The sequence below is a fragment of the Roseovarius confluentis genome (assembly GCF_002917925.1).
Classification (GTDB): Bacteria; Pseudomonadota; Alphaproteobacteria; order Rhodobacterales; family Rhodobacteraceae; genus Roseovarius; species Roseovarius confluentis.
This window is the reverse complement of record NZ_PPFE01000008.1, coordinates 101,408-124,017: the sequence shown is the minus strand read 5'-3', so window position 1 is coordinate 124,017 and position 22,610 is coordinate 101,408. Positions and strand designations below refer to the sequence as shown.

Sequence of the window (22,610 nt, the reverse complement as noted above, 5' to 3'; positions counted from 1 at the left end):
TATTATCCGTTCAGCGGCTGCGCCCGCTCCACCAGCCGGGCAAAGAACGACGCGCCAACAGGCGCCACTCTGTCGTTGAAATCAAAGCCGGGATGATGCAGCGCCGGCCCCTCGCCCTGCCCCAGGAACAGGTAGGCCCCGGGCCGCGCGTTCAGCATGAAGGCGAAATCCTCTGCCCCCATCTCGCGCTGGCGGTCGGTCTTCACCATGCCCGCGCCCGACACCTCGCCCGCGACTTCGGCGGCAAAGGCCGTCTGGTCAACATGGTTCACCGTCGCCGGATAGCCTGTCTCGATCCGCAAGGCCGCCTCGACCCCGTAAGAGGCCGCCTGCCCCGCGATGATCTCTTCCAGCCGCGTGTGCACCATCTGTTGCACCTCCGGCGCAAAGGTGCGGATCGTGCCGTTCACATAGGCCGTCTCGGGCACGATATTCTCGGCGCTGCCGGTGTGGATCTGGGTCACCGACACGACCAGGTCCTGCAACGCGTGGTGGTTACGGCTGACGATGGTCTGGATCGCCTGCACCATCCCCGCCGCCGCCACGACCGGGTCGCGTGTGTGATGCGGAAAGGCGCCGTGCCCGCCCTGCCCGGTGATATCGATGTGGAACGTGTCCACCGCCGCCATGATCGGCCCCGGCGTGGTGCTGAACCGCCCTTCGGCATCCCCCGGCATGGTGTGCAGGGCATAGACCTGTTCGATCCCGAATCGCTCCATGATGCCTTCCTCGACCATGATCCGCCCACCGCCCGGCCCCGCCTCCTCGCTGGGCTGAAAGATCAGCGCAACGCGACCTTTGAAATTGCGCGTCTCGGCCAGGTACCGCGCCGCGCCCAACAGCATCGTGGTGTGCCCGTCATGCCCGCATGCATGCATCGCGCCTGGCGTCTGCGAGGCATGGGGCACGCCGGTCGTTTCCTCTATTGGCAGCGCGTCCATGTCGGCGCGCAGCCCGATGGTCGGCCCCTGCCCCTGCCCCTCGATCACCGCCACCACGCCGGTCCGGGCAATCCCGGTCTCGATCTCGCTGACCCCGAACTCCCGCAACCGCTCCACAACGAAGGCCGCGGTCTCGAAGCAGTCAAACCCAAGTTCGGGCCGCTGGTGCAGATGCCTGCGCCATGCCGTCATGTCGTCTGCGAACCCCGCGATCCGGTTGATGATGGCCAAGCGTCTGGACTCCTCTTTGCTCTGCGGTCAGGGTCCACTCAACGCCAGAACCAAGGAGGGTGCAATGCCCGATGACCTGATCCATGATCCCAAGGGCGGGATGCCCCGGCTGCGCGCGATCATGCGGTCGCTGCGCGATCCCGACACCGGCTGCCCGTGGGACATCGAACAGGATTTCGGCACCATCGCCCCCTACACCATCGAGGAAGCTTACGAGGTCGCCGACGCCATCGAGCGCGGCCAGTGGAACGAGCTGCGCGACGAGCTTGGCGACCTGCTGTTGCAGGCCGTGTTCCACGCCCAGATCGCCGACGACAAGGGATTGTTCGATTTCGATGACGTGGCCAACGGCATCGCCGACAAGATGGTGGCCCGCCACCCGCATGTCTTTGGCGATGAAAGCCGCGACAAGTCCGCCGAAGAGCAGACCCGCGACTGGGAAACCGTCAAGGCGGCCGAACGGGCGGCCAAGGCCCAGACCGGTGTTCTGGATGGCGTCGCGGTCGGCCTGCCGGCGCTCATGCGCGCGGTAAAACTGCAGAAACGCGCGGCGCGGGTGGGCTTCGACTGGCCCGACGCCTCGCACGTGCTCGACAAGATCACCGAGGAAGCGCACGAGTTGCAAGAAGCCGCCGACACGCTCGGCCCGGACGAGGTCGAGGAGGAATTCGGCGATCTTCTCTTCGTCATGGCCAACCTCGCGCGGCATATGAAGGTCGACCCCGAACAGGCCCTGCGCCGCGCCAACGCCAAGTTCACCCGCCGGTTCGAACGGATCGAGGCGTTGCTGTCCGAACAGGGCAAAACGCCGCAAGAGTCCGGTCTGGCCGAGATGGACACGCTCTGGGACCAGGCCAAGCGCGAGGAGAAAGCCTGAGATCAGGTTGCCGTGGCACCATCCTGTTGCCGGTCAAAGCCGGCGTTTTCCTCCCGCGTTCCAGCGGCGACGATTTGGCGATAAAGGTGCCAGGTTCCATGCCCCAGAAGCGGCAGAACCACGAAAAGCCCCAGGAACGCCGGCAAAAGAGCGACAAACGTCAAAACTGCCACGATCACGGCCCAGCCCAGCATCGGGCCGGGGTTGCCGGCCACGGTCTGTATGCTGGTGATCATCGCCGTCACGAAATCAACCTCTCGGTCCAGTAGAAGCGGCAACGCGATAACCGTCATCGAATAGAGCAGCATCGCGAAGGCCGCGCCCACGGCGCCCCCGACGGCCAGCATCGTCAGGCCTTCGCGCGTCAGGTAGATATCGTAGGTCGAGGACACGTTGGTCATGGTCGAAAAGCCCAGGAACAACGCGAAGATCATGTGCGCCAGGAAGAACCAGAACAGGAACACCACGATCACCACGGCGCAGATCGACGGCAATTGCCGGTGCCGCTGGTCAAAGATCACGCCCAGGATGTCCCGTGCCACGAGCGGCGTGCCGTTCTCCAGCCGGTGACTGACCTCGTAGAGGCCGACCGCAGCGAAGGGCCCCACCAGCGGAAAGCCCACGGCGGCGAAGATCAGCCAGTATGTCTGCCCCGTCACCCACGTGACCCAGATCATGAACCAGCCGATGGCGACGTAAACGCCCGCGAACAGGATCGCGTAGCCGGGCGCGCGGCGCATATCCTGCCAGCTTCGGGCAAGGGCGCGGCTCAGCATGCCCCAGGTGACGGCTCCCATCGGCGGAACGCCCAAGGGTTGTTCGGGCTTCTCCCTCTTTGCCATGTCATCCTCCCTTGGACCGAAAGCTTACCGCCACCACTGATCCTGACAAAGCTCAATTTGACCGTCCGACGATCAAAGCGCCGGAGGGCAGGTTTGTGGCCAGAGCGTTTCCCGATGGTAGGCCTCGGCCAGCTCCAGCAGGCGCGCATCGTCGCCGTGCCGCCCGATCAGTTGCAGCCCCATCGGCAGGCCCTGCGGCCCGAACCCGGCTGGCACTGCGACCGCTGGCAGACCCAGCAGGCTCGCCGGCACAACCACCTCCATCCAACGATGATAGGTGTCCATCCCCTGCCCGGCGACCGTCTTCGGCCAGTCCAGCGTCTTGTCGAATGGCCAGACCTGTGCTGTCGGCAGCGCGATCACATCAAACCGCTCGAAAAAAGCGTCGGCGGCGCGCAGCCAGTCGGACCGCAGCACACTCGCCGCGTGCACGTCCAGCGCCGACAGCGCGCGGCCCTGCTCGATCTCCCAGATCGCCTCGGGCTTGAGATGCCCGCGCAGCGTGTCGTCTTCGTACATTGGCGACTTGTCCGACGCGATGGCCCAGCTGCGCAACGTGGTCCAGGACTGCCACAGCGCCTCGTGGGAAAACGGCGCCGCGGGGCTGTCCACGGTGCAGCCCACCCGCCCCAGCACATCCAGCGCCGCCTCGCACAGGGACAGGATACCGCCTTCGAACGGCAATGCGCCGTTCCAATCCGCCAGCCACGCCACGCGCAAGCCTGCCGCTTCGCCACGCAGCGCGCCTACCGGCGCAAACTCCGGCCCGGGCACGACGCCCGCCTGCGGCACCGACATCACGTCCAGCAATAACGCAAGGTCGCCGGGGCAGCGGGCCATCGGCCCATTGGTCGATAGCCGATGCAGGAAGAGATCACCCTCCGCCCCGCCCGGCACCCTACCCCAGCTGGGGCGCATCCCGTAGACGTTGTTCCACCCCGCCGGGTTGCGCAGGCTGCCCATCATGTCAGAGCCATCCGCAACCGACAGCATCCCCGCCGCCAGCGCCACGGCGGCACCACCGGACGACCCGCCACAACTGTGCGAAAGCTCATAGGGGTTCGCGGTGACCCCGTGAACGGGGTTGTACGTGTGGCTGCCCAACCCGAATTCCGGCGTATTGGTCTTGCCGATCACGACCGCGCCCGCCGCCCTCAGCGGTGCGATATGCGGACTGTCCCCGGTGGCGATCTGCCCGGCAAACGCAGGCGAGCCATGGCTGGTCGGCAATCCCGCGGCATCGGCCAGATCCTTTACCGCGAGTGGCAAACCGTGCAGCGGGCCTTTGGCCTCGGCCTTGTCCGCCGCCCGGGCCTCGTTCAACAGCGTCTCCCGGTCGCGCATCGACACGATGGCATTGAGCGGGCCATTCACGGCATCGATCCGGTCCAGTGTCGCCGCCATCAGATCGGTCGCGCGCAACCGTCCCGCGCGGATCGCATCCACCTGATCCGCCGCGCTCAATGTCAGCGGATCACTCGTCATAGGAACAGATCGGCGGACGCGGGGTGCCGCGCTCGGTTGCGCTGATCCCCTCGACCCAGCCTGCGCCGATCGCCAGCATCAGCATGTCCATCATCGTCCAGGCGTTGACCGCCTCACCGTTCGTGAGATCCGTCAGCGTCTGCCCCACCTCGACGGTGACCGGCGCGCCGTTCGCCTCGCAGGTCACGCGGCTCGCATTATCGCGCACCAGCGTGTCGAAATGCTCCAGCATCAGCGCCTGGCTGCGCCGGATGTCGTCGATCCTTGGCACATCCGCACACTCGCCCGTCAGAACTTGAAACCCCATCGGCGTGCGCAGCGGATCGTCGGAGAAAAAGCTGACCTGGCCCGAGCGGACGCCCTCGGCAAGAACCTCGAGATACACGACCGCCGCCGCGTCGCGGGTCAAGCCGTCCTGCTCCATCAGATCCTGCTGCATCTCCTCGCTCGCGACAAAACAGCCGTATTCCTCGAACTCCGCATAGGCATCGACGGCGCTGATACTCCGCGCAACGACGGGCGCGGTGATGTCGTAAGCGCTGTCGATTTCCGGCGGACGGATGGTGCACAGCTCCGGTCCCAGCACGATCCACTCGCCCTGCCGCTTCGCCTGTCCGGCGTCCAATGCCGTTTCGGCATAGGCTATCAATTCGTCGCGCAATTCCCGTGGTAAACCGTCATCGGCCGTGACTTCCGACGGTCCAACCACGCAGCCATGGTCTGCCAATACCTCACCCAGAGTGTCTTCCTGCGCGCGCAAGCCGCCCGCGGCCAGCGTCAGTACGACGCTCGCTGCGGCCAGAGCGCTAGACATCCTCGCCCTGCGCCTCGGCGCGGGACTTGCCCGACACGTCCAGCGCCAGCGTGGCGGCCATGAATGGGTCCAGGTCCCCGTCCAGCACGCCCTTGGTGTCGCTGGTCTCGTGCCCGGTGCGCAGGTCCTTCACCATCTGGTAGGGTTGCAGCACGTAAGACCGGATCTGGTTGCCCCAGCCGGCATCGCCCTTGGCCTCGTGCGCGGCGTTGATATCGGCATTCCGCTTGTCCAGCTCCAGCTGGTACAGCCGCGATTTCAGCGCCTTCATGGCGATATCGCGGTTCTGGTGCTGCGATTTTTCCGAACTGGTCACGACAATCCCCGTGGGATGGTGCGTGATCCGCACCGCCGAGTCGGTCTTGTTCACGTGCTGACCGCCCGCGCCGGAACTGCGATAGGTGTCGATGCGGATATCGCTGGGATTGACCTCGATCTCGATATTGTCGTCGACCACCGGGTACACCCAGACAGAGCTGAAAGACGTGTGCCGCTTGGCTGCCGAATCGTAGGGCGAAATACGCACCAACCGGTGCACGCCCGATTCGGATTTCAGCCAGCCATAAGCGTTGTGCCCGCTGATCTTGTAGGCCGCAGACTTGATCCCGGCCTCGTCGCCCGGCGTCTCGGACTGCAGCTCGACGCTGTAGCCATGCTGCTCGGCCCAGCGGACATACATCCGCGCCAGCATGTTGGCCCAGTCGCAGCTTTCCGTGCCGCCCGCGCCCGCGTTGATTTCCAGGAAGGTGTCGTTGCTGTCGGCCTCGCCGTTCAGCAGCGCCTCCAGCTCCTTCGCCGCCGCCCTCTTGGCCAGACGCCGCAGCGCCTCCTCGGCCTCGGACACGACCTCGTCGTCCTCTTCCATCTCGCCCAGCTCGATCAGGCCGGTCTGGTCTTCCAGCTCCGCCTTGATGGAATCATGCGTTTCGATGGCATCGACCAGCGCCTGCCGCTCACGCATCAACGCCTGCGCCTTTGTCGGGTCGTCCCACAGGTTGGGGTCCTCGACGCGGGCGTTGAACTCTTCCAGCCGGTGCTGCGCGGTCTCCCACGCCATCCGCTGACGCAACAGCTCCAGCGAAGTTTCGATCTCGGAAACAAGTGTCTGTATCTCGGCGCGCATTTGGGCGGTGTCCTTGGTCTGCTCAGGGCTTGGTGATATCAAGGCCCTTCGCCGCGGACAAGATCACGCGCACCTGTGCGAAGCAGCCGGCCGGCCCGTCAGTACAGGCCGCCCGAGCTCATGTTGCCAAAGCTGGATTTCTGCCCGACCTGCGCCTTGTCGCCGGTCGACGTGGTAACCTCGCGCACCTGCTCGGTCTCTCCCGCCTGGAACAGGTCGAAATCGCCGCCCATCGCGTAACCGCCATCGAAGGTGATCCCGAAAAGCGGGTCTTCGCCCTCGCGGAAACATTCTGACACCACGTTCGCGCCGGATGCGCCCTCGGGCAGACGCGAGCCGGAATACCGGTCGATGTTGATAAAGTCACAGCCCTCGGGCACCTTGAAGTTGGAGCCACCGTATTTCTCGATCGCCTTCTCCATGAACGCCTGGAAGACCGGACCGCACATCGACGACCCGTAAGCGCCCCGCCCCATGCCGCGCGGCTGGTCATAACCGATGTAACAGCCCGCCGCGATGGTGGATGAAAAGCCCACGAACCACACGTCGCGCGCATCGTTGGTGGTGCCGGTCTTGCCGGCGATCGGCACCGGCAGGTTGATCGCACCGCGGGCCGTGCCCCGGTCAACCACACCCTTCATCATCGAGGTCAGCTGATAGGCCGTCACCGGATCCATCACGCGTTCACGATCGGACACGATCCGCGGGCCGCGCGACCGCGGGATACCCGGATCGTTGCAATCGGTGCAATCGCGCGTGTCGTGACGGTAAACAGTGCGGCCATAGCGGTCCTGCACCCGGTCCACCAGCGTCGGCTGGACCCGCTCACCGCCATTGGCGAACATCGAATAGGCCGCCACCATTTTATATAGCGTGGTCTCCTCCGACCCCAACGCGTTTGCCAGGAACGGTTTCATGTTGTCATAGACACCGAATTTCTCGGCATAGCGCGCCACCGTCTCCATGCCGACCTCTTCGGCCAGGCGGACCGTCATCAGGTTCCGCGACTGCTCGATCCCCGTCCTCAGCGGTGTCGGTCCGTAGAACTTGTTCGACGAGTTTTTGGGCCGCCACAGACCCTGCGGCGTGTTGATCTCGATCGGGGCGTCCACGACGATCGTCGCGGGCGTATAGCCGCTATCCAGCGCGGAGGCGTAGACGAAGGGCTTGAAGCTCGATCCGGGCTGGCGCTTGGCCTGCGTGGCGCGGTTGAAGACCGAGTGCTGATAGGAAAACCCGCCCTGCATCGCCAGCACGCGGCCGGTGTTGACGTCCATCGCAACGAACCCGCCTTGCACCTGCGGCACCTGCCGCAGCGTCCAGCGTATAAAGCTGCCATCGCTGTCGGCTGTCATGCGCCGCACATGGACGATCTCGCCCCGCTCGAAGGTTTGCTGGAAGTTGCCGGGCAACCAGGCGATATCGTCGCGCGGAACCACGTGGGGCTCGGCCTCGGTCTCCTCGACCCCTTCGATGCCCAGACGCATCTGCTGGTCCCCGATCTCCAGGATCACGGCGGGGTACCATGTCCCGTCAAGTTCGATGTCGCGCGCGACCCGCGTGTCGGCCAGCGCCGCGCGCCATGCCTCTTCGCTTTCCAGCGCCTCGGCGGGCAGGGTCTTGCCCGTCCCGCGCCACCGGCCCGTGCCGCGGTCATAGGTTTCCAGCTGTTCGCGCAGGGCCTCCGCCGCGATGTTCTGCAATTCGCGGTCGATCGTGGCCCGCACGGCCAGCCCGCCGGAAAAGAACTCGCCTTCGCCGAAATCCTGGCTCAGTTGGCGGCGGATCTCGTCGGTGAAATAATCGCGCGGCGGCAGCTGGGCGGAAAACGGTTCGAAATCGCCGTTCTGAACCGACTTGAGCGGCATCGCCACCTCGGTCTCGTAACTCGCCTCGTCGATGTACCCGTTCTCGTACATCTCCTTCAGAACGAAGTTGCGCCGCGACATCAGCCGCTCTGCTTCGCGCACCGGATGATAATCCGACGGCGCCTTTGGCATCGACGCCAGGAACGCCGCCTCGTGCGGGGCCAGTTCCCGCAGGGGCTTGTTGAAATAGGTCTGCGCCGCCGCCGTCACGCCATAGGAATTCTGACCGAGGAAGATCTCGTTCATGTAAAGCTCGAGGATGTCTTCCTTGCTCAGCGTCTCCTCGATCCGCGTGGCCAGGATGATCTCCTTGATCTTGCGCTCGATGCGCCGGTCGCCGGACAACAGGAAGTTCTTCATCACCTGCTGGGTGATGGTGGACGCGCCGCGTACGTTCTGCCCGCGCGACCGCACCGCCTCGACCACCGCCGCGGCGATCCCGCGCGCGTCATAGCCACCATGGTTGTAGAAATTCTTGTCCTCGGCCGAGATGAACGCCTGCTTCACGAGGTCGGGAATATCCTCCGCCGGGGTGAACAGCCGCCGCTCGCGGCTGAACTCGTCGATGATGCGCCCCTCGCCCGAATAGATCCGGCTGATCGTCGGGGGGGTGTAATTGGCCAGGCTTTCGTGGCTGGGAAGATCCTTGCCATAGATATGAAACACCGCGCCGATCGACAGCGCGATCACCACGACAACAAGCGTCACGAGGCTGAAGATGGTGCCAAGGAAAGTGGTGATGGGTCTCAACAAGACAAAGGTCCTTTCAAAGTCGCCCTCATATAGTCGTCGCCGCAAAGCGCGTCAAAACACATTCCCGCGTGGGACGACCATAAGCGCCTCATTGCCGCACCAGTTCGGCATTGGCGGCGTCGGCCATTCTCCAGGCGACGACCGCGTCGCTGACCGCCTGTGCCATCCGGTCCCGCCAGGCCTTGTCGGCGATATTCGCCCGGTCACGGTCGGAACTGAGAAAACCCACCTCCAGCAGCACCGACGGGATATCCGGCGACTTCAGCACCGAAAATCCCGCCATCCTCATGGGCCGCGAATTCAAGGGCAGGCCGTTCTCGCGAATGCCCAGTTGGATCGCCTTGGCAAGCTGGCCTGCACGGGGCTGTGTTTCCAACCGGGCCAGGTCCATCAGCACGTCGGCGACCGTGTCATCCGAGCCGGTCAGGTCGATCCCGGCCAGCAGGTCGGCCCGGTCATGCCGTTCGGCCAGCGCCTCGGAGGCCTTGTCGGACGCGCTGTCGGACAGGGTATAGACGGTCGCACCATGCGCCCGCCCCTCGCTCAGCGCATCGGCATGAAGCGACAGGAACAAATCCGCGCGGACCTGGTGCGCGATGGCCACGCGCCGTTCCAGCGAGACGAAGCTGTCATCCTCGCGCGTCAGAACCACCCGGATGTCGGCGTCGCGCACCAGCACATCTTTCATTTCCCGCGCCAGCGCCAACATCAGATCCTTTTCCGCCAGACCATCCTTTTCGGCCCCCGGATCGATCCCGCCATGGCCCGGGTCGATCACCACGGTAAAGGGTTTGTCCGCATCCTTTTCCATGCGATCCAGACCAGAGGCCTTGCGCAAATCCCAACCCGGCAGGTCTGGCGCTCCAGCGGCTGCGGCGAACGTCTCTGGTGACGTCTCCTCCAGTTCGATCACAAGCTGCGCCGTGCCGGCTTCCGCATCCAACGCCATATCCGCGGCCTCGATGCCAAACGGCCCCGTCAGCGCGACCACCATGCGGGACCAGCCGGGCTGAAACGACCCCACGCGCACCTCGCGCGCACGCTCCGCCATGTCCAAAAGCGTACCGTCCACGCCGCGCCAGTCCACTTCGCGGAAGTCGACCACCAGCCGTTCCGGCGCGTCCAGCGTGAACACGCGCCACGGCACGCCCTGGCTCAGCGCCAGTTCCAGAACCAGCCCCTGCCGCGTGTCCGACAGGCGCGATCCCTCCATGTCGACACGCGCCAGCCCGCCAAAGGACTGCGCGTTCGCACCCATTGCCCAAAGGCACATCATCAAAGCCAGAAACACCCGGATCATACTGCTCAGCCGCTTTCATCGGTCTTGTTGAACCACACCTTACACCAGCCCCGGCGATTCCCACAGCCCGCTTTTTCGCTGCTCTGACGGTACGTCCGGTCCCAAACGGCATCCACGCCATTCATCACGATCAGGGGATCGGACCTATAACGCCTTGACCTTATCGCTCTGAAACCCGACACATGCCACGTCTTACGTACAGGAGAGCCCCGGATGATCCGCCGCCTTGTCTCAGCGACCGCCCTGACCTTGAGTTGCGCCCTGCCCGTCAGCGCGCTCGACCTCGAGTCCATGTCCGACGCCGAACGCGAAGCCTTTCGCGAGGAAATTCGCGCCTACCTTCTGGAAAATCCGGAAGTGATCATGGAGGCCGTCTCGGTCCTGGAACAGCGCGAGGCCGAGGCGCAGGCGCAAAACGATCAGGACCTTGTCGCGGAAAACGCGGACGCGCTCTTCAACGACGACAGTTCCTGGGTCGGCGGCAATCCCGAGGGCGACATCACCCTGGTCGAGTTCATCGACTACCGTTGCGGCTACTGCAAACGCGCCCACCCCGAGGTGACCAACCTGCTGGAAGAAGACGGCAACATCCGCTTCGTGCTGAAGGAGTTTCCCATTCTTGGCGAACAGTCGGTGACCGCCTCGCGCTTTGCCATCGCAACCCGGCAGGTGGCCGGGGATGAGGCCTATCATTCCGTCAGCGAGGCACTGATTGCCTATTCCGGTGATATCACCGAACCGGCACTGCGCCGGATCGCCGAACCGCTCGGCCTTCCGTTCGACGAAATCATCGCGGAAATGGGAAGCGACGCCGTCTCCGAGGTGATCGAGACCAACCACGCGCTTGGCCGCGCCCTTCAGATTTCCGGCACGCCGTCCTTCGTGATGGAAAACCAGATGCTGCGCGGCTATGTCCCGCAAGCCGAGATGGAATTGATCGCAGAGGATATCCGCAACGGCGGGTGACCGCGCGAAGAACCATCTGCAAGCCGCTGCAATATATACTTATTCCGCAGCTTGCGGCTCTTCCGCTCCCTCGGCCTCCAACGCGGCGGCCTTCTTTTCGACCTCTTCGACGATATGCTCGATCATCTGGTCATTCGACATCTTGTGGCTGGCCTTGCCGGCCAGGTAGACCATGCCGCTGCCCGCGCCGCCGCCGGTAAAGCCGACATCGGTCATCAGCGCCTCGCCCGGCCCGTTGACCACGCATCCGATGATACTCAGGCTCATCGGCGTCTTGATGTGCTCCAGCCGTTGTTCCAGCGTTTCGACCGTCTTGATCACGTCAAAGCCCTGCCGCGCGCAGCTGGGGCAGGAAATGATGTTGACCCCGCGATGCCGCAGGCCCAGCGACTTCAGGATCTCGTAGCCGACCTTGACCTCTTCGACCGGATCGGCCGATAGGCTGACCCGGATCGTGTCGCCGATGCCCATCCACAGCAGGTTGCCAAGACCGATCGCGCTCTTGATCGTGCCCGAGGTCAGCCCCCCCGCCTCGGTGATCCCGAGGTGGATCGGCGCGTCGGTCGCCTCCGCCAGCGCCTGGTAGGCGGCGGCAGCCATGAACACGTCCGACGCCTTGCAGCTGATCTTGAACTCGTGAAAATCGTTGTCTTCCAGAACCTTGATATGGTCCAGCCCCGATTCCACCATCGCCTCGGGCGTGGGCTCGCCATACTTGTCCAACAGGTGCTTTTCCAGCGACCCGGCATTCACGCCGATGCGCATGGAACAGCCGTGGTCGCGCGCCGCCTTGATCACTTCGCGCACACGGTCCTGACTGCCGATATTGCCGGGGTTGATCCGCAGGCAGGCCGCACCCGCCTCGGCCGCCTCGATGCCGCGGCGATAGTGAAAGTGGATGTCCGCCACGATCGGCACCGGGCTTTCGCGGACGATTTCCTTCAAAGCCCTCGAGCTGTCCTCATCCGGCACCGAGATACGCACGATGTCGGCACCGGCATCCGCGGCGGCCTGAACCTGCGCGATGGTGCCCGGGATGTCCGTCGTGGCGGTATTGGTCATCGTCTGCACGCTGATCGGCGCATCGCCCCCGACGGGGACATCGCCCACCATGATCCGGCGGCTTGTGCGACGGTAAATGTTACGCCATGGACGAATGTGGTTCAGGGACATCTTTGCGCCTTCAGCCAAGTGTGCTTGTCACGCCAAACGTAAGCAGGCCGATCGTGGATGACAATGCGGTCGCCAAGATTTGCCGCCCCTGCGCGATCAATCCTGGATCGGCGTCTCGGCGCGGGCCTCAAGCTCGGCGACGTAACGCGACAGGTCCTGGTCCGCCTCCAGGTTTGCAACAGGCAAGGCATCTGCAAGCATCTGGGAATCGAGCGGAAGACCGGATGTCACCTGCCCGCGTTGCCCGGCCGGGCCGTGATGCACGCCGTTGACCGCGAAATATATGGCACCGCTTTCGCCGATCCGGATCGTCGGCGCGTCTTCCATCACAGGCACATCCCACGTGTCGCCCGCATTCATGATCGTTTCGTAGATCACGCTGCCGTCCGGGGCCTGCACGCGCACCCAGGCGGGGCGCACGGCAACCATCTTCACGCCCGCCGGTTGTTCGGCCAGGACCTGCGGGCTTTGACGCGGCTGGTTCTGAGGCTGAGGCTCCTGAACTTCGGTGACCTGGGTCGCGCCCGCCGTTGCCGAGGCATAGTCGGGCGATGTCCGGTCCGCTTCCGGCAGGTCGCCGCTGAACGCGCCCATTTCGGCCGGGTTGAGAGTCGAGATCGGCGCATCCCGCGCGATCATGACCGGAACCTCAAGCGCCTCGGGACGGTACAGCCGATCCAGCCGCTCGTCCCGCGGGGCGTTGAACACCGATGCGGTCGTTGCAGGGTCATTCTCCTGCGTCTCGCCACTGTTGTCCGCAGCCGCGACACCGGCCCCGTCGAGCGGGTCAAGGTCGCTCAGAACCGCGGGCGTATTTTCCACCGGCGCGAACTGGACGCGCTGCACTTCGTTCAGAATGCTCCATCCGCCATATCCCAGCCCACCGATCAGCAGGGCCAGAACCATGACCGAACCGATCGCACCGGGCTCGATCCGCGCCAGAAACGATTCCGTGGCCGGCACGAAGGGTGTCTTGGGCAGGGCGATGGGGTCTTCCTTGCGCGGCTGCCGGCGCAGCGGCCCTGCATCCGGGCGGCGGATACTGCTGGCCTCGGCAGACATGCCGTGCGCAATGGAAAAGCCGCTTTCCGCGCAGAAGCCCGCAAAGGCCCTGTCGGGATCCATGTTCAGGTAACGAGCGTAGGACCGGACGTACCCGGGGATGAACCCCGGCGTGTCGAAAGCGTCCGGATCACAATTCTCGATCGCCGCGATATACGAGGCCTTGATGCGAAGCTCGCGCTCCACGTCGAGAAGGGATTTACCGATGGTCGCGCGTTCGCCGCGCATGAGGTCGCCAAGACGAAGCTCGAAGGCGTCGAAGCCGCGCGGCTCACCCCCGGTCTCGTCCGTACTCCGCTTGGATCGGAACCCTATCATCAGGTTCTGCCCTCTAACTTCGTGCCTGTGTTTGTCCCGCCGCGCGAAAACCCTATTCCGGGTCTGTCCGATTCGCACGATGCCCTTCTTGTTTACGCTGTATTATCACAGCACAAGAAACAATGCACCTGTGACGACATTATGCTGACATTTCGGCACGATTCAGCGCGCAATGGCTCCAAAGCTCATCCATCGCGTTAACGAGGTGGTCCATCTCGTTCGGACCATGCACGGGCGACGGCGTGAACCGCAAACGTTCCGTGCCACGCGGCACGGTCGGGAAGTTGATTGGCTGGACATAAATGCCGTAACCGTCCAACAGCATGTCCGACAGTTGCTTGGTGTGGACCGGATCCCCGACGATCACCGGAACGATATGGGTGCCGTGGTCGATGATCGGCATCCCCAGCCCTTTCAGGCGCAGCTTCAGGATCTTCGCCTGCGTCTGGTGTTGCTCGCGCAGATCCTGGTCACGCTTCAGATGCGCGACGGACGCCGCTGCTCCTGCGGCCACGGCCGGCGGAAGCGATGTCGTGAAGATGAAGCCCGGCGCATAAGACCTTATGGCGTCACACATTTTGTCACTTGCGGCAATGTAGCCGCCCATCACGCCAAAGGCCTTGGCCAGCGTGCCGTTGATGATGTCGATCCGGTGCATCAGCCAGTCACGCTCGGCCACGCCGCCGCCACGCGGGCCATACATACCAACCGCGTGTACCTCGTCGAGGTAGGTCAGCGCACCGAACTCGTCGGCGATGTCGCAGATCTCGGCGATGGGGCCGAAATCGCCGTCCATCGAATAGATCGACTCGAAGGCGATCATCTTCGGCACATCGGGGTCGTCCGCCGCCATCATCTCGCGCAGGTGGTTCAGGTCGTTATGCCGGAAGATCCGCTTGTCGCCGCCATTGCGGCGGATGCCCTCGATCATCGAGGCGTGGTTCAGCGAATCCGAATAGATGATCAGCCCGGGGAACAGCTTGGGCAGCGTCGACAGCGTCGCGTCATTCGCGATATATGCCGACGTAAAAAGCAGCGCTGCCTCTTTTCCGTGCAGATCTGCAAGCTCCGCTTCCAGCCGCTTGTGATAGACCGTCGTGCCCGAGATGTTGCGCGTGCCGCCCGATCCCGCGCCGGTGGCGTCCAGCGCTTCGTGCATCGCCTCCAGCACGACAGGATGCTGACCCATGCCGAGATAATCGTTGCCGCACCACACGGTAATGGGCTGCTCGACCCCGTCGGGCCGCTTCCACACCGCGTGCGGGAACTGGCCGTTCGTCCGTTCGATATCGATGAAGGTGCGGTAACGCCCTTCCTCGTGAAGACGGCTCAATGCGGCGTCGAGCTTGGCAGTGTAATCCACGCGGATCCCCTCCTGGCAGTCTGACGAGAGCGCGGCGCGGAGGCGTCCAGCTTCGCCTTTGGTGCGCCGGATATAAGTTTAAGCCATCCCGCGCAACAGGTTACAAATTGCCACGCCCCTGCCCGACTGGCAACAGCGGCCCGGCCCCTCCTTTGGTCGCAATGGCACGGCCCCGCCCCGATCCCACTGGACAGTGCGGCGCGCGGTGGTAGGGTCCGCGCAACAACCCCTTCAGACCGGAGCCCGCGCATGTCCCTCGACGCCATTCTCACCCGTATCGACGCTCAAATGCCCGACGCGATGGACCGCCTGAAGGAACTTCTGCGCATCCCCTCCATTTCCACCGACCCGGCCTTCAAGCAACCCACCGAAGACGCTGCCGACTGGCTGGTTGCCGACCTGCAAAGCCTTGGCGTCAAGGCCGAGAAGCGCCCCACCACCGGCCACCCGATGGTCGTGGGCCACGTCGACGGGCCTTCGGACGGCACCGGCCCGCACCTCTTGTTCTACGGCCATTACGACGTCCAGCCCGTCGACCCGCTCGACTTGTGGAAGACCGATCCCTTCGATCCACAAATTCAGGACACCGATGCAGGCCAGGTCATCCGCGGCCGCGGCGCCTCCGACGACAAGGGCCAGCTCATGACCTTTGTCGAGGCCTGCCGCGCCTACAAGCACGTCACCGGCGAACTGCCCTGCCGCATCACTTTCTTCTTCGAGGGCGAAGAGGAATCGGGCTCGCCGTCCCTCATCCCCTTCATGAAAGAGAACGCCCAAGAGCTTCAGGCAGACCTCGCCCTGATCTGCGACACCTCGATGGTCGCGCCCGGCGTGCCCTCCATCGCCTCGCAGCTGCGCGGCATGATGAAGGACGAGTTCACCATCCACGGCCCCCGCATCGACCTGCATTCGGGCCATTACGGCGGCCCGGCCCTGAACCCGCTCAAGGAAATCTCGCACATCATCGCCTCCTTCCACGACGACACCGGCCGCGTCGCCGTCGACGGCTTCTATGACGGCGTGCGCGAGGTCCCGGCAGAGCTTTTGCGCCAATGGGAAGGCTGCGGCTTCGATGAAGAGGAATACCTGTCCTCGGTCGGCTTCACCCGCCCCCACGGCGAGAATGGCTACAGCACCCTCGTCCAGCAATGGGCGCGGCCGACACTGGAAATCAACGGCCTCTGGGGTGGCTACCAGGGTGCGGGCACCAAGACCGTCATCCCCGCCGAGGCGCATTGCAAGCTGACCTGCCGGCTGGTCGACGACATGGACCCCGACGCGCTGCGCGTGAACATCCGCAAACATGTCGAGGACCGCCTGTCACCCGACGCCCGCGTCACCTGGAACGACGACCTCGACGGCTCGCCTGCGGCGGTGATGAACATCGACCGCCCCGAATTCGAGGCCGCCCGCCAGGCGCTGTCCGATGAATGGGACCGCGAGGCCGTGTTCGTCGGCATGGGCGGCTCGATCCCCATCGCAGGCTTTTTCAAGGACATCCTGTCGCTCGATTCCATGCTGATCGGTTTCGCCCAGGAAGACGACGCCATCCATTCGCCCAACGAGAAATACAACGTCGAAAGCTTTCACAAGGGCATCCGCAGTTGGGCGCGCGTGCTCGACCGGCTGTCGCGCTAGACCATGCCCATCCCCGGCTTTCGCCACGCGACCGCGCAGGTCAACGGCATAGACATCGCCTACAGCATCGGCGGCTCCGGCCCGCCGCTGCTGCTGTTGCACGGCTTCCCGCAGACCCGCGCGCTCTGGGCCCGCGTGGCCCCGGCGCTGGCGGAAACCCACACCGTGGTCTGCCCCGACCTGCGCGGCTACGGCGACAGCGCGAAGCCGCAGGATGTCGCCGCCTGCAGCTTTCGCGAGATGGCGCGCGATCAGGTTGCGCTGATGTCCAGCCTCGGACATGCGCAGTTCGCGGTGGCCGGGCATGACCGGGGCGGCCGCGTGACGCACCGGCTGGCTCTCGATGCGCCCCAGGCCGTCACCGCTGCCTGCCTGATGGATATCGTCCCCACCCACACGCTCTTGACGGAATTGCGGATGGACGTGGCGCAGGCCTATTACCACTGGTTCTTCCTGGCCCAGCCCGGTGCCCTTATAGAGGACATGATTGCCGCCGACCCGGACGCCTATTTCCACTCCTGCCTCACTGGCTGGGGTGCTGCCGACCTGTCGGATTTCGATCCCGATCAGCTGACCGCCTATCGCGACAGCTGGCGCAGGCGCGACACGATCCGGGGCATGTGCAACGATTACCGCGCCGCCATTGCCCATAACGTGCATGACGATGCCGATGATCTGGGGGCCCGCGTCAGCTGCCCCACGCTGATTCTCTATGGTGCGAGCGGCGCCATGGCCCGCGCCTATGACGTGCCGGCCACCTGGGCCTCGAAATGCACCGACATGCGGGCGGACACCATACCGGGCGGGCACTTTTTCATCGACACCGCGCCCGACGCGACCATTGCGGCGCTGCGCAATTTCTTTCTTTGAATTCAAGGGGGATACGTGGCGCGGTTGACGGGGCTCGAACCCGCGACCTCCGGCGTGACAGGCCGGCACTCTAACCAACTGAGCTACAACCGCGCAAAGGTCGTATTATTCTGCAGCAGTGGCGCGGTTGACGGGGCTCGAACCCGCGACCTCCGGCGTGACAGGCCGGCACTCTAACCAACTGAGCTACAACCGCCCGCTGCAAGCCCGGAACCGTGCCCGAGCGTGAGGTGCTGTTTAGGCGGCACGCCGCGCCTCGTCAAGCGGTCACCGCGCCAAAGCTACAGGTTTTTCCGGGGCGCTGCCGGCATGGCTTTCATCCGGTTATGTGACGCTGCGTCAGTTCCGGGAAACAGTGTTTTTCCCCGATTCCCGCACAGGTAGAGCGGTGAAAGGGTCTAAGATCCTTTACTGGTGCAAGGTCAATCGCTATTTGACGAGAATGCGAGCGACCTCTTATATGTGACTACTGATCCGTAAAACAGGATTTTGACCCCGTGCTGGATTTTCATGACCGACTGAAAACATACATCAAAGGTTCGTCTTACGATTACAAAGGCCTGTCGCTCGAGATCGGTCAGGGTGAACGCTACATATCCAACCTCCTGTCATCGAAAAGTGACCCGGGTTACTCCAGCGTCGTCAAAATCTGCTCGGCCCTCGGGATCACGCCGAACCAGATCGCAGGCCTCAACGACCAGATCACTCTGGCCGGCGGCGAGATCGACAACCGTATCGTCACCGCTCAGGCCGAACGCATCCTGACCTCCGTCACCCGCGAGGCGCACCGCAAGCTGTCCCAGCGTGGCGCGCGGCCCTTGCTTGACGATGTCCTGACCTGGTGGCACCAGCAAGGCGGCGTCCTGACCAATTTCGACACGCTCAGCGAACATGTCGATCTCTACCTTGCGCCCGACGAACACTCCCGCCTGCCCGAGCCCTACAAGATCGGCCACCAGAGCCTTGCCGCCCAGAGCTTCGGCATCCAGACGGCCGAGCACCTGCGCTATCTCTTCACCACCTTCGACGACAATCTCTGCGAAAGCGTCCGGCTGGCCCATGTCGAGGCGACGCGCGGCGAACCCAAGCTGACGATCGAGGAGATCGACGTGATGCTGCCCGGCCACAGCTTTCCGCCGCGGTTCACTTACAAGCGCCTGCTGCTGCCGGTGCGTGACGGACAGGGCAACAAGTTCGTGCTGAACTATTCACAAGCTCTCGAGTGAGCCGGCGTAATACGACATCATGTGGGCAAGATGCTCGGAGGACAGCGCCACGAGCCATTCGCTGTCGGCCCGTCCCGGCGGCGCCGGGTCGGCCCATTTCGCAACGCCGGGAAGCTGCACGGTAAAACCGTATGTCGTGGCGAACCCTGCCATGACGTCCCGGTCCCGCATCATCGCGTAGGTCCAGTCGATCGGCCACTTGGTGGCGATGCAGCAATGCAAAAGCAACATCATCTGCCGCAGCCGCTGCCGTGATCCGCGCTGCCCCGGCGCCACGAACAGCTCACCGATATAGGCCATGCGTCCGTGAAACCCCGGCGGCAGCGCCGTGGTGAACTGAAGCAACGTGTCGCCGGAGGGATGGGGATAATGCCGGCGCATGGTGCGGCGCATGTAGTCTCCCATGCTTTCGCGACCGACATCGTCGTACCGCGTGGCGACCGCTGCGACGAATGTCTCGCCTTCCCAAAGCACCAGCCAGAAGCCCGAGTTTTCGGTGAAGTCGTTGTAATGGGACGACAGCTTCGCGGTCACGCTGGTTTTTCCGTGCGTGCGCACCAGCTGCTCCATCTCTTCGAAGTCGGAAACCGTCTCAATGCGATAGCCGTTGCGGCCAAGCCCGGCGACACAGGCGCCACCGACTTTGATGACATCAAGTGAATTCAGCATCTGGCTTTGTTTCCCCGCGCCAACCTACATCCCCGCGTCGGGTTCGTTCCCGGCTGCCAGACATGGTTAGCAGCCCGGAATGCAGGTTAAAATGACTCCGATCCTCAAAAACGGTATGTTTCTGTCAAAGAAACAGTTGTCCCGGATCAAGAAAAAGCGCGAAAGCAAGGAGGAATGGTGGGCGGTGAGGGACTCGAACCCCCGGCATCTTCGGTGTAAACGAAGCGCTCTACCAACTGAGCTAACCGCCCCTCGCCGGCATCCTCTAGCAACACCTTCAACGCCTTGCAAGACGCATCAGCGCCCGCGACACGGCATTCTGCAGCAGGTCCCGACCTGCCGCGACCTCAAACATAACTTTTACGCAACATCTCTGGTCAATCGCGTCGTGTTTGCCTGAAAAGGTATCCGGATCGCGACAATCAGGAATAGTGTCTCGAACAGACGAAAGACAACCGGCCCCCAAGCATGGCAACACCCCTTCTGGCCGCCGCCGTTCCCGCGGCATTGTTCCTTTCCCTGGCCTTGCTTCCCTATGGACGCAAGGCGCTGACGGCCGCGCTGTTGTCGGCCGGCGTCTTGGTATGTCTTTGGCTTGTGCATTACCTTGACCTTCTGGGGTACCGCGCGCGCGGCGAGGACACGGCCCAGATCAGGGCCTTCCTCATGCTCCTGGCGCTCAGCCTCGCGTGGTTCCTCGCAACGTCGCTACAGGTCTTGCGCCGCAGCTTCCCCCCGCACTGGCCGGGATGGAGCTGGCCAGCCGTGGTGCTTGTGACGCTACTGGTTATCGGCTTCGGCGTCTGGCGTATGGTAACGCTCTGACGCTGCGGTTTTCCGGGCGGAAGATGGTGGGCGATAGAAGATTCGAACTTCTGACATCTTCGATGTGAACGAAGCGCTCTACCACTGAGCTAATCGCCCGCCGGAGCCGCTGTTTAGCGCCCCTTTCGCAACGGTGCAATAGCAAAGCTGCACGGAAATCCGATCGGCGATCGACTTCTCGCCACGTCGGCTTACGCCTCCCGTAGCGTCAGGTTCCGTCAGCCGGGCTGTCCGATTTGGCCTGACGGATCTTGGCGACCGTGACGCGCGCGTTGCCAACATCTTTCTGCCGGTTGATCTTGACCTTGCCGAATGGCTTGAGGTTCAGTTCCCGCCCCTCAGCGAGCGCCTCGCCCAGAACCTCGAGCATGGCCTCGACCACCGGCTTGACCTTGTTCCTGTTCAGATCGGCCCGCTCTGCCACCAATTGGAAGAGTTCCTGCTTCTTGAGTTCGGTCGACAGGATATCGGCACCGGAGGTTTCGGTGACCAGTTCCAGCTCCGGTTTGGCCGCGGGGTCCGTTTCCTTCGTGGACGCTCCGGATTTAGTGCTGGCTGTACTGCGCGATGCCATTTTTGGGCCTCTTTCAGTGAAGTTTTGCAACACGATACCTGAAAATGCGGCGATTGCTACCGCCGAGTTGACCTTTGTTCGGCTTCGACGCATAAGATTCGGTCATCTCAAATTCGGGGATTGCAAAGTGAAAAAAATCATTGCCGCAGCCGCCTTCGCATCGCTTGTCCTGATCGAACCCGCCGTCGCCGGAAACCTCTCGGACCCCGTTCTCGATCAGCAGATCGTCATGGACGCCGCTGTCGAGGATTCCACGGCCAAAATCGATATCCTGATGATAACGCTGATCTACGTGTTCACCATGGCGATCGCCGGCGGCGCTTTCTAAGCCGCACCTCAGCGAACGAAAACAACCGGATTGACGGCGCGCGGCTTGCAGCCCGCGCCCCCCCATGTCGGCGACCGCATCGCGCGCGCCATCACTCGGGTTTGGATACCGGCCCGTCTATCCAGTCGCGCGTCCATCCTCATCCCAATCCGGCCAGTCAGGAAAGCGAAGTCGCTCTGCGTCGTCCAACCTCGACAAGTGTAACGCCCAGTTCCCGAGGTTGTCGCTCAATCTCTCTTCGAGCGTTTCCCGATCTTCGTAGCTGTAGCCATGCCCCTGCACGCCATACGAGATGAAGGGCGGCAGGACCGCGAAACCCATGTAGTGCATCGAGTATTGAACGGGCCATAACATGGTCTCGAAATCGCCGCCCCGGCTTTTCGGGCCAAAAGCTGCGCGGGGCGCGCCTGTGGTCACCGAAACGAGAGCGCGCCGCCCTTTGAAATATCCCGCGCCATAGCGCATCCGGCTGGTATAGAGACCGCCATTCATGAAGACCCGGTCCATCCAGCCCTTAAGGATTGCCGGCGGACCGTGCCACCATAGCGGAAACTGAAGGATCACGAGGTCCGCGCGTTCAAGGTTGGCGATCTCCGTGCGTATATCCTCGGGCACGGTATCGCTGCGCCAGGCGTGGCGCTGCTCCGCGAGGGGAACAAAGCGCTCCGGCTCGGCGCGGTTCGAATAATGCCGGCCCGCCTCGACCGGATCAAACTCCGCGCCGTAGAGATCGCTCGTCGTGACGGTACCGCCCTGCTTTTTCATCTGGGTTTCGGCGGCGCGCGTGAGGGCGCCATTGTAGGATAACGGCTCGGGATGGGCATGAACGATATGGGTATGCATGTGCGCTGCTCTCCGTGCTTATTTCCGGTCGTGTCTGAGAATAGGTTTTCATTTTTGATACTTCATCAGACATTAATGAAAATGAATCTTGCACAGATGAACAGCACGCTTGACTGGAACAAGTGCCAGACAGTTCCGCAGATCGCCTGGGCGGACTCGCTATCGACCTTTGGTCGCCGATGCATCCCGAGTTCCCCCAAACCGCCCGTTTGCGCGCTGTTCTCGATTGGTGCGGGAGCAGCCAAAGCGCGTTGATGCAGACCGCGAGGGGCACAGTCTAGTCGTCATTTGCAGCGGCCCGGCGATCGTCAGCCCCGCCTTCGGGCTGGCGTTTGCCGCCGTCGGGAACGGCAGCAAAGTCCCGCAATGCCGACCTCCGGAACCTGAAAATGCCCCGCAGGTCTCTGCGGGGCATTCGCATTTTCAGTGCCGTGGTGCGCCCAAGATCGCGCTTGCGTCCTCAACACGTCCGGTAAGGGACTAGCGTCACTCTGGGCGCCCTTTGTTCGACGGGTGCGGCA

The 22,610-nt window shown here is 63.5% G+C and carries 20 protein-coding genes and 4 tRNA genes; 7 read left to right on the top strand and 17 right to left on the bottom strand.

The features are described 5' to 3' along the window. Positions 1 to 2: 2 nt before the first annotated feature. Positions 3 to 1,172, bottom strand: coding sequence for a M20 aminoacylase family protein (locus tag C2I35_RS16805; protein WP_103764208.1), 1,170 nt, complete (start codon positions 1,170 to 1,172; stop codon positions 3 to 5). Positions 1,173 to 1,236: 64 nt separating this feature from the next. Between C2I35_RS16805 and mazG the strand changes: the two genes are divergently transcribed. Further along, positions 1,237 to 2,049, top strand: a complete 813-nt coding sequence (gene mazG / locus C2I35_RS16800; protein ID WP_103764207.1) for a nucleoside triphosphate pyrophosphohydrolase — start codon at positions 1,237 to 1,239, stop codon at positions 2,047 to 2,049. 2 nt (positions 2,050 to 2,051) lie between these two features. Here the strand turns inward: mazG and C2I35_RS16795 are convergent, their stop codons facing one another. The 6 genes from C2I35_RS16795 to C2I35_RS16770 form a co-directional block, all read right to left on the bottom strand. Then, the gene (locus C2I35_RS16795; protein ID WP_103764206.1) at positions 2,052 to 2,891 is read right to left on the bottom strand and encodes a DUF2189 domain-containing protein; all 840 of its coding nucleotides are present in this window, start codon (positions 2,889 to 2,891) and stop codon (positions 2,052 to 2,054) included. A 72-nt stretch (positions 2,892 to 2,963) separates the two neighbouring features. Continuing rightward, positions 2,964 to 4,376: an amidase gene (locus C2I35_RS16790; protein WP_103764205.1), complete on the bottom strand. Its 1,413-nt coding sequence runs from the start codon at positions 4,374 to 4,376 to the stop codon at positions 2,964 to 2,966. Beyond that, positions 4,366 to 5,190 carry a hypothetical protein gene (locus C2I35_RS16785; RefSeq protein ID WP_146050059.1) on the bottom strand — a complete coding sequence of 275 codons (825 nt, stop codon included), beginning with the start codon at positions 5,188 to 5,190 and terminating at the stop codon, positions 4,366 to 4,368. The genes C2I35_RS16790 and C2I35_RS16785 overlap by 11 nt, the downstream gene beginning before the upstream one ends. Continuing rightward, positions 5,183 to 6,313, bottom strand: coding sequence for a peptide chain release factor 2 (prfB, locus tag C2I35_RS16780; protein WP_103764203.1), 1,131 nt, complete (start codon positions 6,311 to 6,313; stop codon positions 5,183 to 5,185). Before prfB ends, C2I35_RS16785 begins: the two co-directional genes overlap by 8 nt. Positions 6,314 to 6,411: 98 nt before the next feature. After that, entirely contained in the window at positions 6,412 to 8,934 is a 2,523-nt protein-coding gene (locus C2I35_RS16775) for a penicillin-binding protein 1A (RefSeq protein ID WP_103764202.1), read from the bottom strand. 88 nt (positions 8,935 to 9,022) lie between these two features. Then, a complete protein-coding gene (locus C2I35_RS16770; RefSeq protein ID WP_103764201.1) occupies positions 9,023 to 10,234 on the bottom strand; it encodes an N-acetylmuramoyl-L-alanine amidase in 1,212 nt (403 codons plus the stop codon). A gap of 213 nt (positions 10,235 to 10,447) precedes the next feature. Between C2I35_RS16770 and C2I35_RS16765 the strand changes: the two genes are divergently transcribed. Beyond that, positions 10,448 to 11,200, top strand: coding sequence for a DsbA family protein (locus tag C2I35_RS16765; protein ID WP_103764200.1), 753 nt, complete (start codon positions 10,448 to 10,450; stop codon positions 11,198 to 11,200). Positions 11,201 to 11,239: 39 nt separating this feature from the next. Here the strand turns inward: C2I35_RS16765 and ispG are convergent, their stop codons facing one another. From ispG to hemA, 3 genes are all read right to left on the bottom strand, one after another. Further along, complete coding sequence (gene ispG, locus C2I35_RS16760; protein ID WP_103764199.1) at positions 11,240 to 12,373, bottom strand: flavodoxin-dependent (E)-4-hydroxy-3-methylbut-2-enyl-diphosphate synthase; 1,134 nt, start codon at positions 12,371 to 12,373, stop codon at positions 11,240 to 11,242. A gap of 96 nt (positions 12,374 to 12,469) precedes the next feature. After that, positions 12,470 to 13,753: a helix-turn-helix domain-containing protein gene (locus C2I35_RS16755; RefSeq protein ID WP_103764198.1), complete on the bottom strand. Its 1,284-nt coding sequence runs from the start codon at positions 13,751 to 13,753 to the stop codon at positions 12,470 to 12,472. Positions 13,754 to 13,892: 139 nt separating this feature from the next. After that, positions 13,893 to 15,116, bottom strand: coding sequence for a 5-aminolevulinate synthase (hemA, locus tag C2I35_RS16750; protein WP_103764197.1), 1,224 nt, complete (start codon positions 15,114 to 15,116; stop codon positions 13,893 to 13,895). A gap of 249 nt (positions 15,117 to 15,365) precedes the next feature. Here hemA and C2I35_RS16745 point away from each other — a divergent pair, with 249 nt between their 5' ends. Both C2I35_RS16745 and C2I35_RS16740 read left to right on the top strand, forming a co-directional pair. After that, on the top strand, positions 15,366 to 16,754 hold the full coding sequence (locus C2I35_RS16745) for a dipeptidase (RefSeq protein WP_103764196.1): 1,389 nt from the start codon (positions 15,366 to 15,368) through the stop codon (positions 16,752 to 16,754). Positions 16,755 to 16,757: 3 nt separating this feature from the next. Continuing rightward, entirely contained in the window at positions 16,758 to 17,624 is an 867-nt protein-coding gene (locus C2I35_RS16740) for an alpha/beta fold hydrolase (protein ID WP_103764195.1), read from the top strand. 16 nt (positions 17,625 to 17,640) lie between these two features. Here the strand turns inward: C2I35_RS16740 and C2I35_RS16735 are convergent. Together C2I35_RS16735 and C2I35_RS16730 are read right to left on the bottom strand one after the other, a co-directional pair. Beyond that, a tRNA-Asp gene (locus C2I35_RS16735) sits at positions 17,641 to 17,717 on the bottom strand. 26 nt (positions 17,718 to 17,743) lie between these two features. After that, a tRNA-Asp gene (locus C2I35_RS16730) sits at positions 17,744 to 17,820 on the bottom strand. A 301-nt stretch (positions 17,821 to 18,121) separates the two neighbouring features. On the opposite strand from C2I35_RS16730, the gene C2I35_RS16725 reads away from it, so the two are divergent. Further along, positions 18,122 to 18,850, top strand: a complete 729-nt coding sequence (locus C2I35_RS16725; protein ID WP_103764194.1) for a helix-turn-helix domain-containing protein — start codon at positions 18,122 to 18,124, stop codon at positions 18,848 to 18,850. Here the strand turns inward: C2I35_RS16725 and C2I35_RS16720 are convergent. Together C2I35_RS16720 and C2I35_RS16715 are read right to left on the bottom strand one after the other, a co-directional pair. Next, positions 18,833 to 19,519: a hypothetical protein gene (locus C2I35_RS16720; protein ID WP_103764193.1), complete on the bottom strand. Its 687-nt coding sequence runs from the start codon at positions 19,517 to 19,519 to the stop codon at positions 18,833 to 18,835. The genes C2I35_RS16725 and C2I35_RS16720 overlap by 18 nt on opposite strands. A 175-nt stretch (positions 19,520 to 19,694) precedes the next feature. Continuing rightward, positions 19,695 to 19,770, bottom strand: a tRNA-Val gene (locus C2I35_RS16715). A gap of 217 nt (positions 19,771 to 19,987) precedes the next feature. Between C2I35_RS16715 and C2I35_RS16710 the strand changes: the two genes are divergently transcribed. Further along, positions 19,988 to 20,344: a hypothetical protein gene (locus tag C2I35_RS16710; protein WP_103764192.1), complete on the top strand. Its 357-nt coding sequence runs from the start codon at positions 19,988 to 19,990 to the stop codon at positions 20,342 to 20,344. Between the two features lie 24 nt (positions 20,345 to 20,368). Here the strand turns inward: C2I35_RS16710 and C2I35_RS16705 are convergent. Both C2I35_RS16705 and C2I35_RS16700 read right to left on the bottom strand, forming a co-directional pair. Next, positions 20,369 to 20,443: transfer RNA gene (locus C2I35_RS16705), tRNA-Val, on the bottom strand. 109 nt (positions 20,444 to 20,552) lie between these two features. Then, the gene (locus C2I35_RS16700; RefSeq protein WP_170067245.1) at positions 20,553 to 20,918 is read right to left on the bottom strand and encodes an HU family DNA-binding protein; all 366 of its coding nucleotides are present in this window, start codon (positions 20,916 to 20,918) and stop codon (positions 20,553 to 20,555) included. A gap of 127 nt (positions 20,919 to 21,045) precedes the next feature. Between C2I35_RS16700 and C2I35_RS16695 the strand changes: the two genes are divergently transcribed. Further along, positions 21,046 to 21,246, top strand: a complete 201-nt coding sequence (locus C2I35_RS16695) for a hypothetical protein (RefSeq protein ID WP_103764190.1) — start codon at positions 21,046 to 21,048, stop codon at positions 21,244 to 21,246. 117 nt (positions 21,247 to 21,363) lie between these two features. On the opposite strand, the gene C2I35_RS16690 is transcribed toward C2I35_RS16695, so the two are convergent. Beyond that, on the bottom strand, positions 21,364 to 22,089 hold the full coding sequence (locus C2I35_RS16690; RefSeq protein WP_103764189.1) for an NAD(P)H-dependent oxidoreductase: 726 nt from the start codon (positions 22,087 to 22,089) through the stop codon (positions 21,364 to 21,366). Positions 22,090 to 22,610: the final 521 nt, after the last annotated feature.

What these genes read in the sequence shown, in the direction of transcription:
- mazG (WP_103764207.1), top strand. Translation starts at nt 1,237, where the DNA reads ATGCCCGATGACCTGATCCATGATCCCAAGGGCGGGATGCCCCGGCTG.
- C2I35_RS16795 (WP_103764206.1), bottom strand. Translation starts at nt 2,891, where the DNA reads ATGGCAAAGAGGGAGAAGCCCGAACAACCCTTGGGCGTTCCGCCGATG.
- C2I35_RS16790 (WP_103764205.1), bottom strand. Translation starts at nt 4,376, where the DNA reads ATGACGAGTGATCCGCTGACATTGAGCGCGGCGGATCAGGTGGATGCG.
- C2I35_RS16785 (WP_146050059.1), bottom strand. Translation starts at nt 5,190, where the DNA reads ATGTCTAGCGCTCTGGCCGCAGCGAGCGTCGTACTGACGCTGGCCGCG.
- prfB (WP_103764203.1), bottom strand. Translation starts at nt 6,313, where the DNA reads ATGCGCGCCGAGATACAGACACTTGTTTCCGAGATCGAAACTTCGCTG.
- C2I35_RS16770 (WP_103764201.1), bottom strand. Translation starts at nt 10,234, where the DNA reads ATGATCCGGGTGTTTCTGGCTTTGATGATGTGCCTTTGGGCAATGGGT.
- C2I35_RS16765 (WP_103764200.1), top strand. Translation starts at nt 10,448, where the DNA reads ATGATCCGCCGCCTTGTCTCAGCGACCGCCCTGACCTTGAGTTGCGCC.
- ispG (WP_103764199.1), bottom strand. Translation starts at nt 12,373, where the DNA reads ATGTCCCTGAACCACATTCGTCCATGGCGTAACATTTACCGTCGCACA.
- C2I35_RS16755 (WP_103764198.1), bottom strand. Translation starts at nt 13,753, where the DNA reads ATGATAGGGTTCCGATCCAAGCGGAGTACGGACGAGACCGGGGGTGAG.
- C2I35_RS16745 (WP_103764196.1), top strand. Translation starts at nt 15,366, where the DNA reads ATGTCCCTCGACGCCATTCTCACCCGTATCGACGCTCAAATGCCCGAC.
- C2I35_RS16740 (WP_103764195.1), top strand. Translation starts at nt 16,758, where the DNA reads ATGCCCATCCCCGGCTTTCGCCACGCGACCGCGCAGGTCAACGGCATA.
- C2I35_RS16720 (WP_103764193.1), bottom strand. Translation starts at nt 19,519, where the DNA reads ATGCTGAATTCACTTGATGTCATCAAAGTCGGTGGCGCCTGTGTCGCC.
- C2I35_RS16710 (WP_103764192.1), top strand. Translation starts at nt 19,988, where the DNA reads ATGGCAACACCCCTTCTGGCCGCCGCCGTTCCCGCGGCATTGTTCCTT.
- C2I35_RS16700 (WP_170067245.1), bottom strand. Translation starts at nt 20,918, where the DNA reads ATGGCATCGCGCAGTACAGCCAGCACTAAATCCGGAGCGTCCACGAAG.
- C2I35_RS16690 (WP_103764189.1), bottom strand. Translation starts at nt 22,089, where the DNA reads ATGCATACCCATATCGTTCATGCCCATCCCGAGCCGTTATCCTACAAT.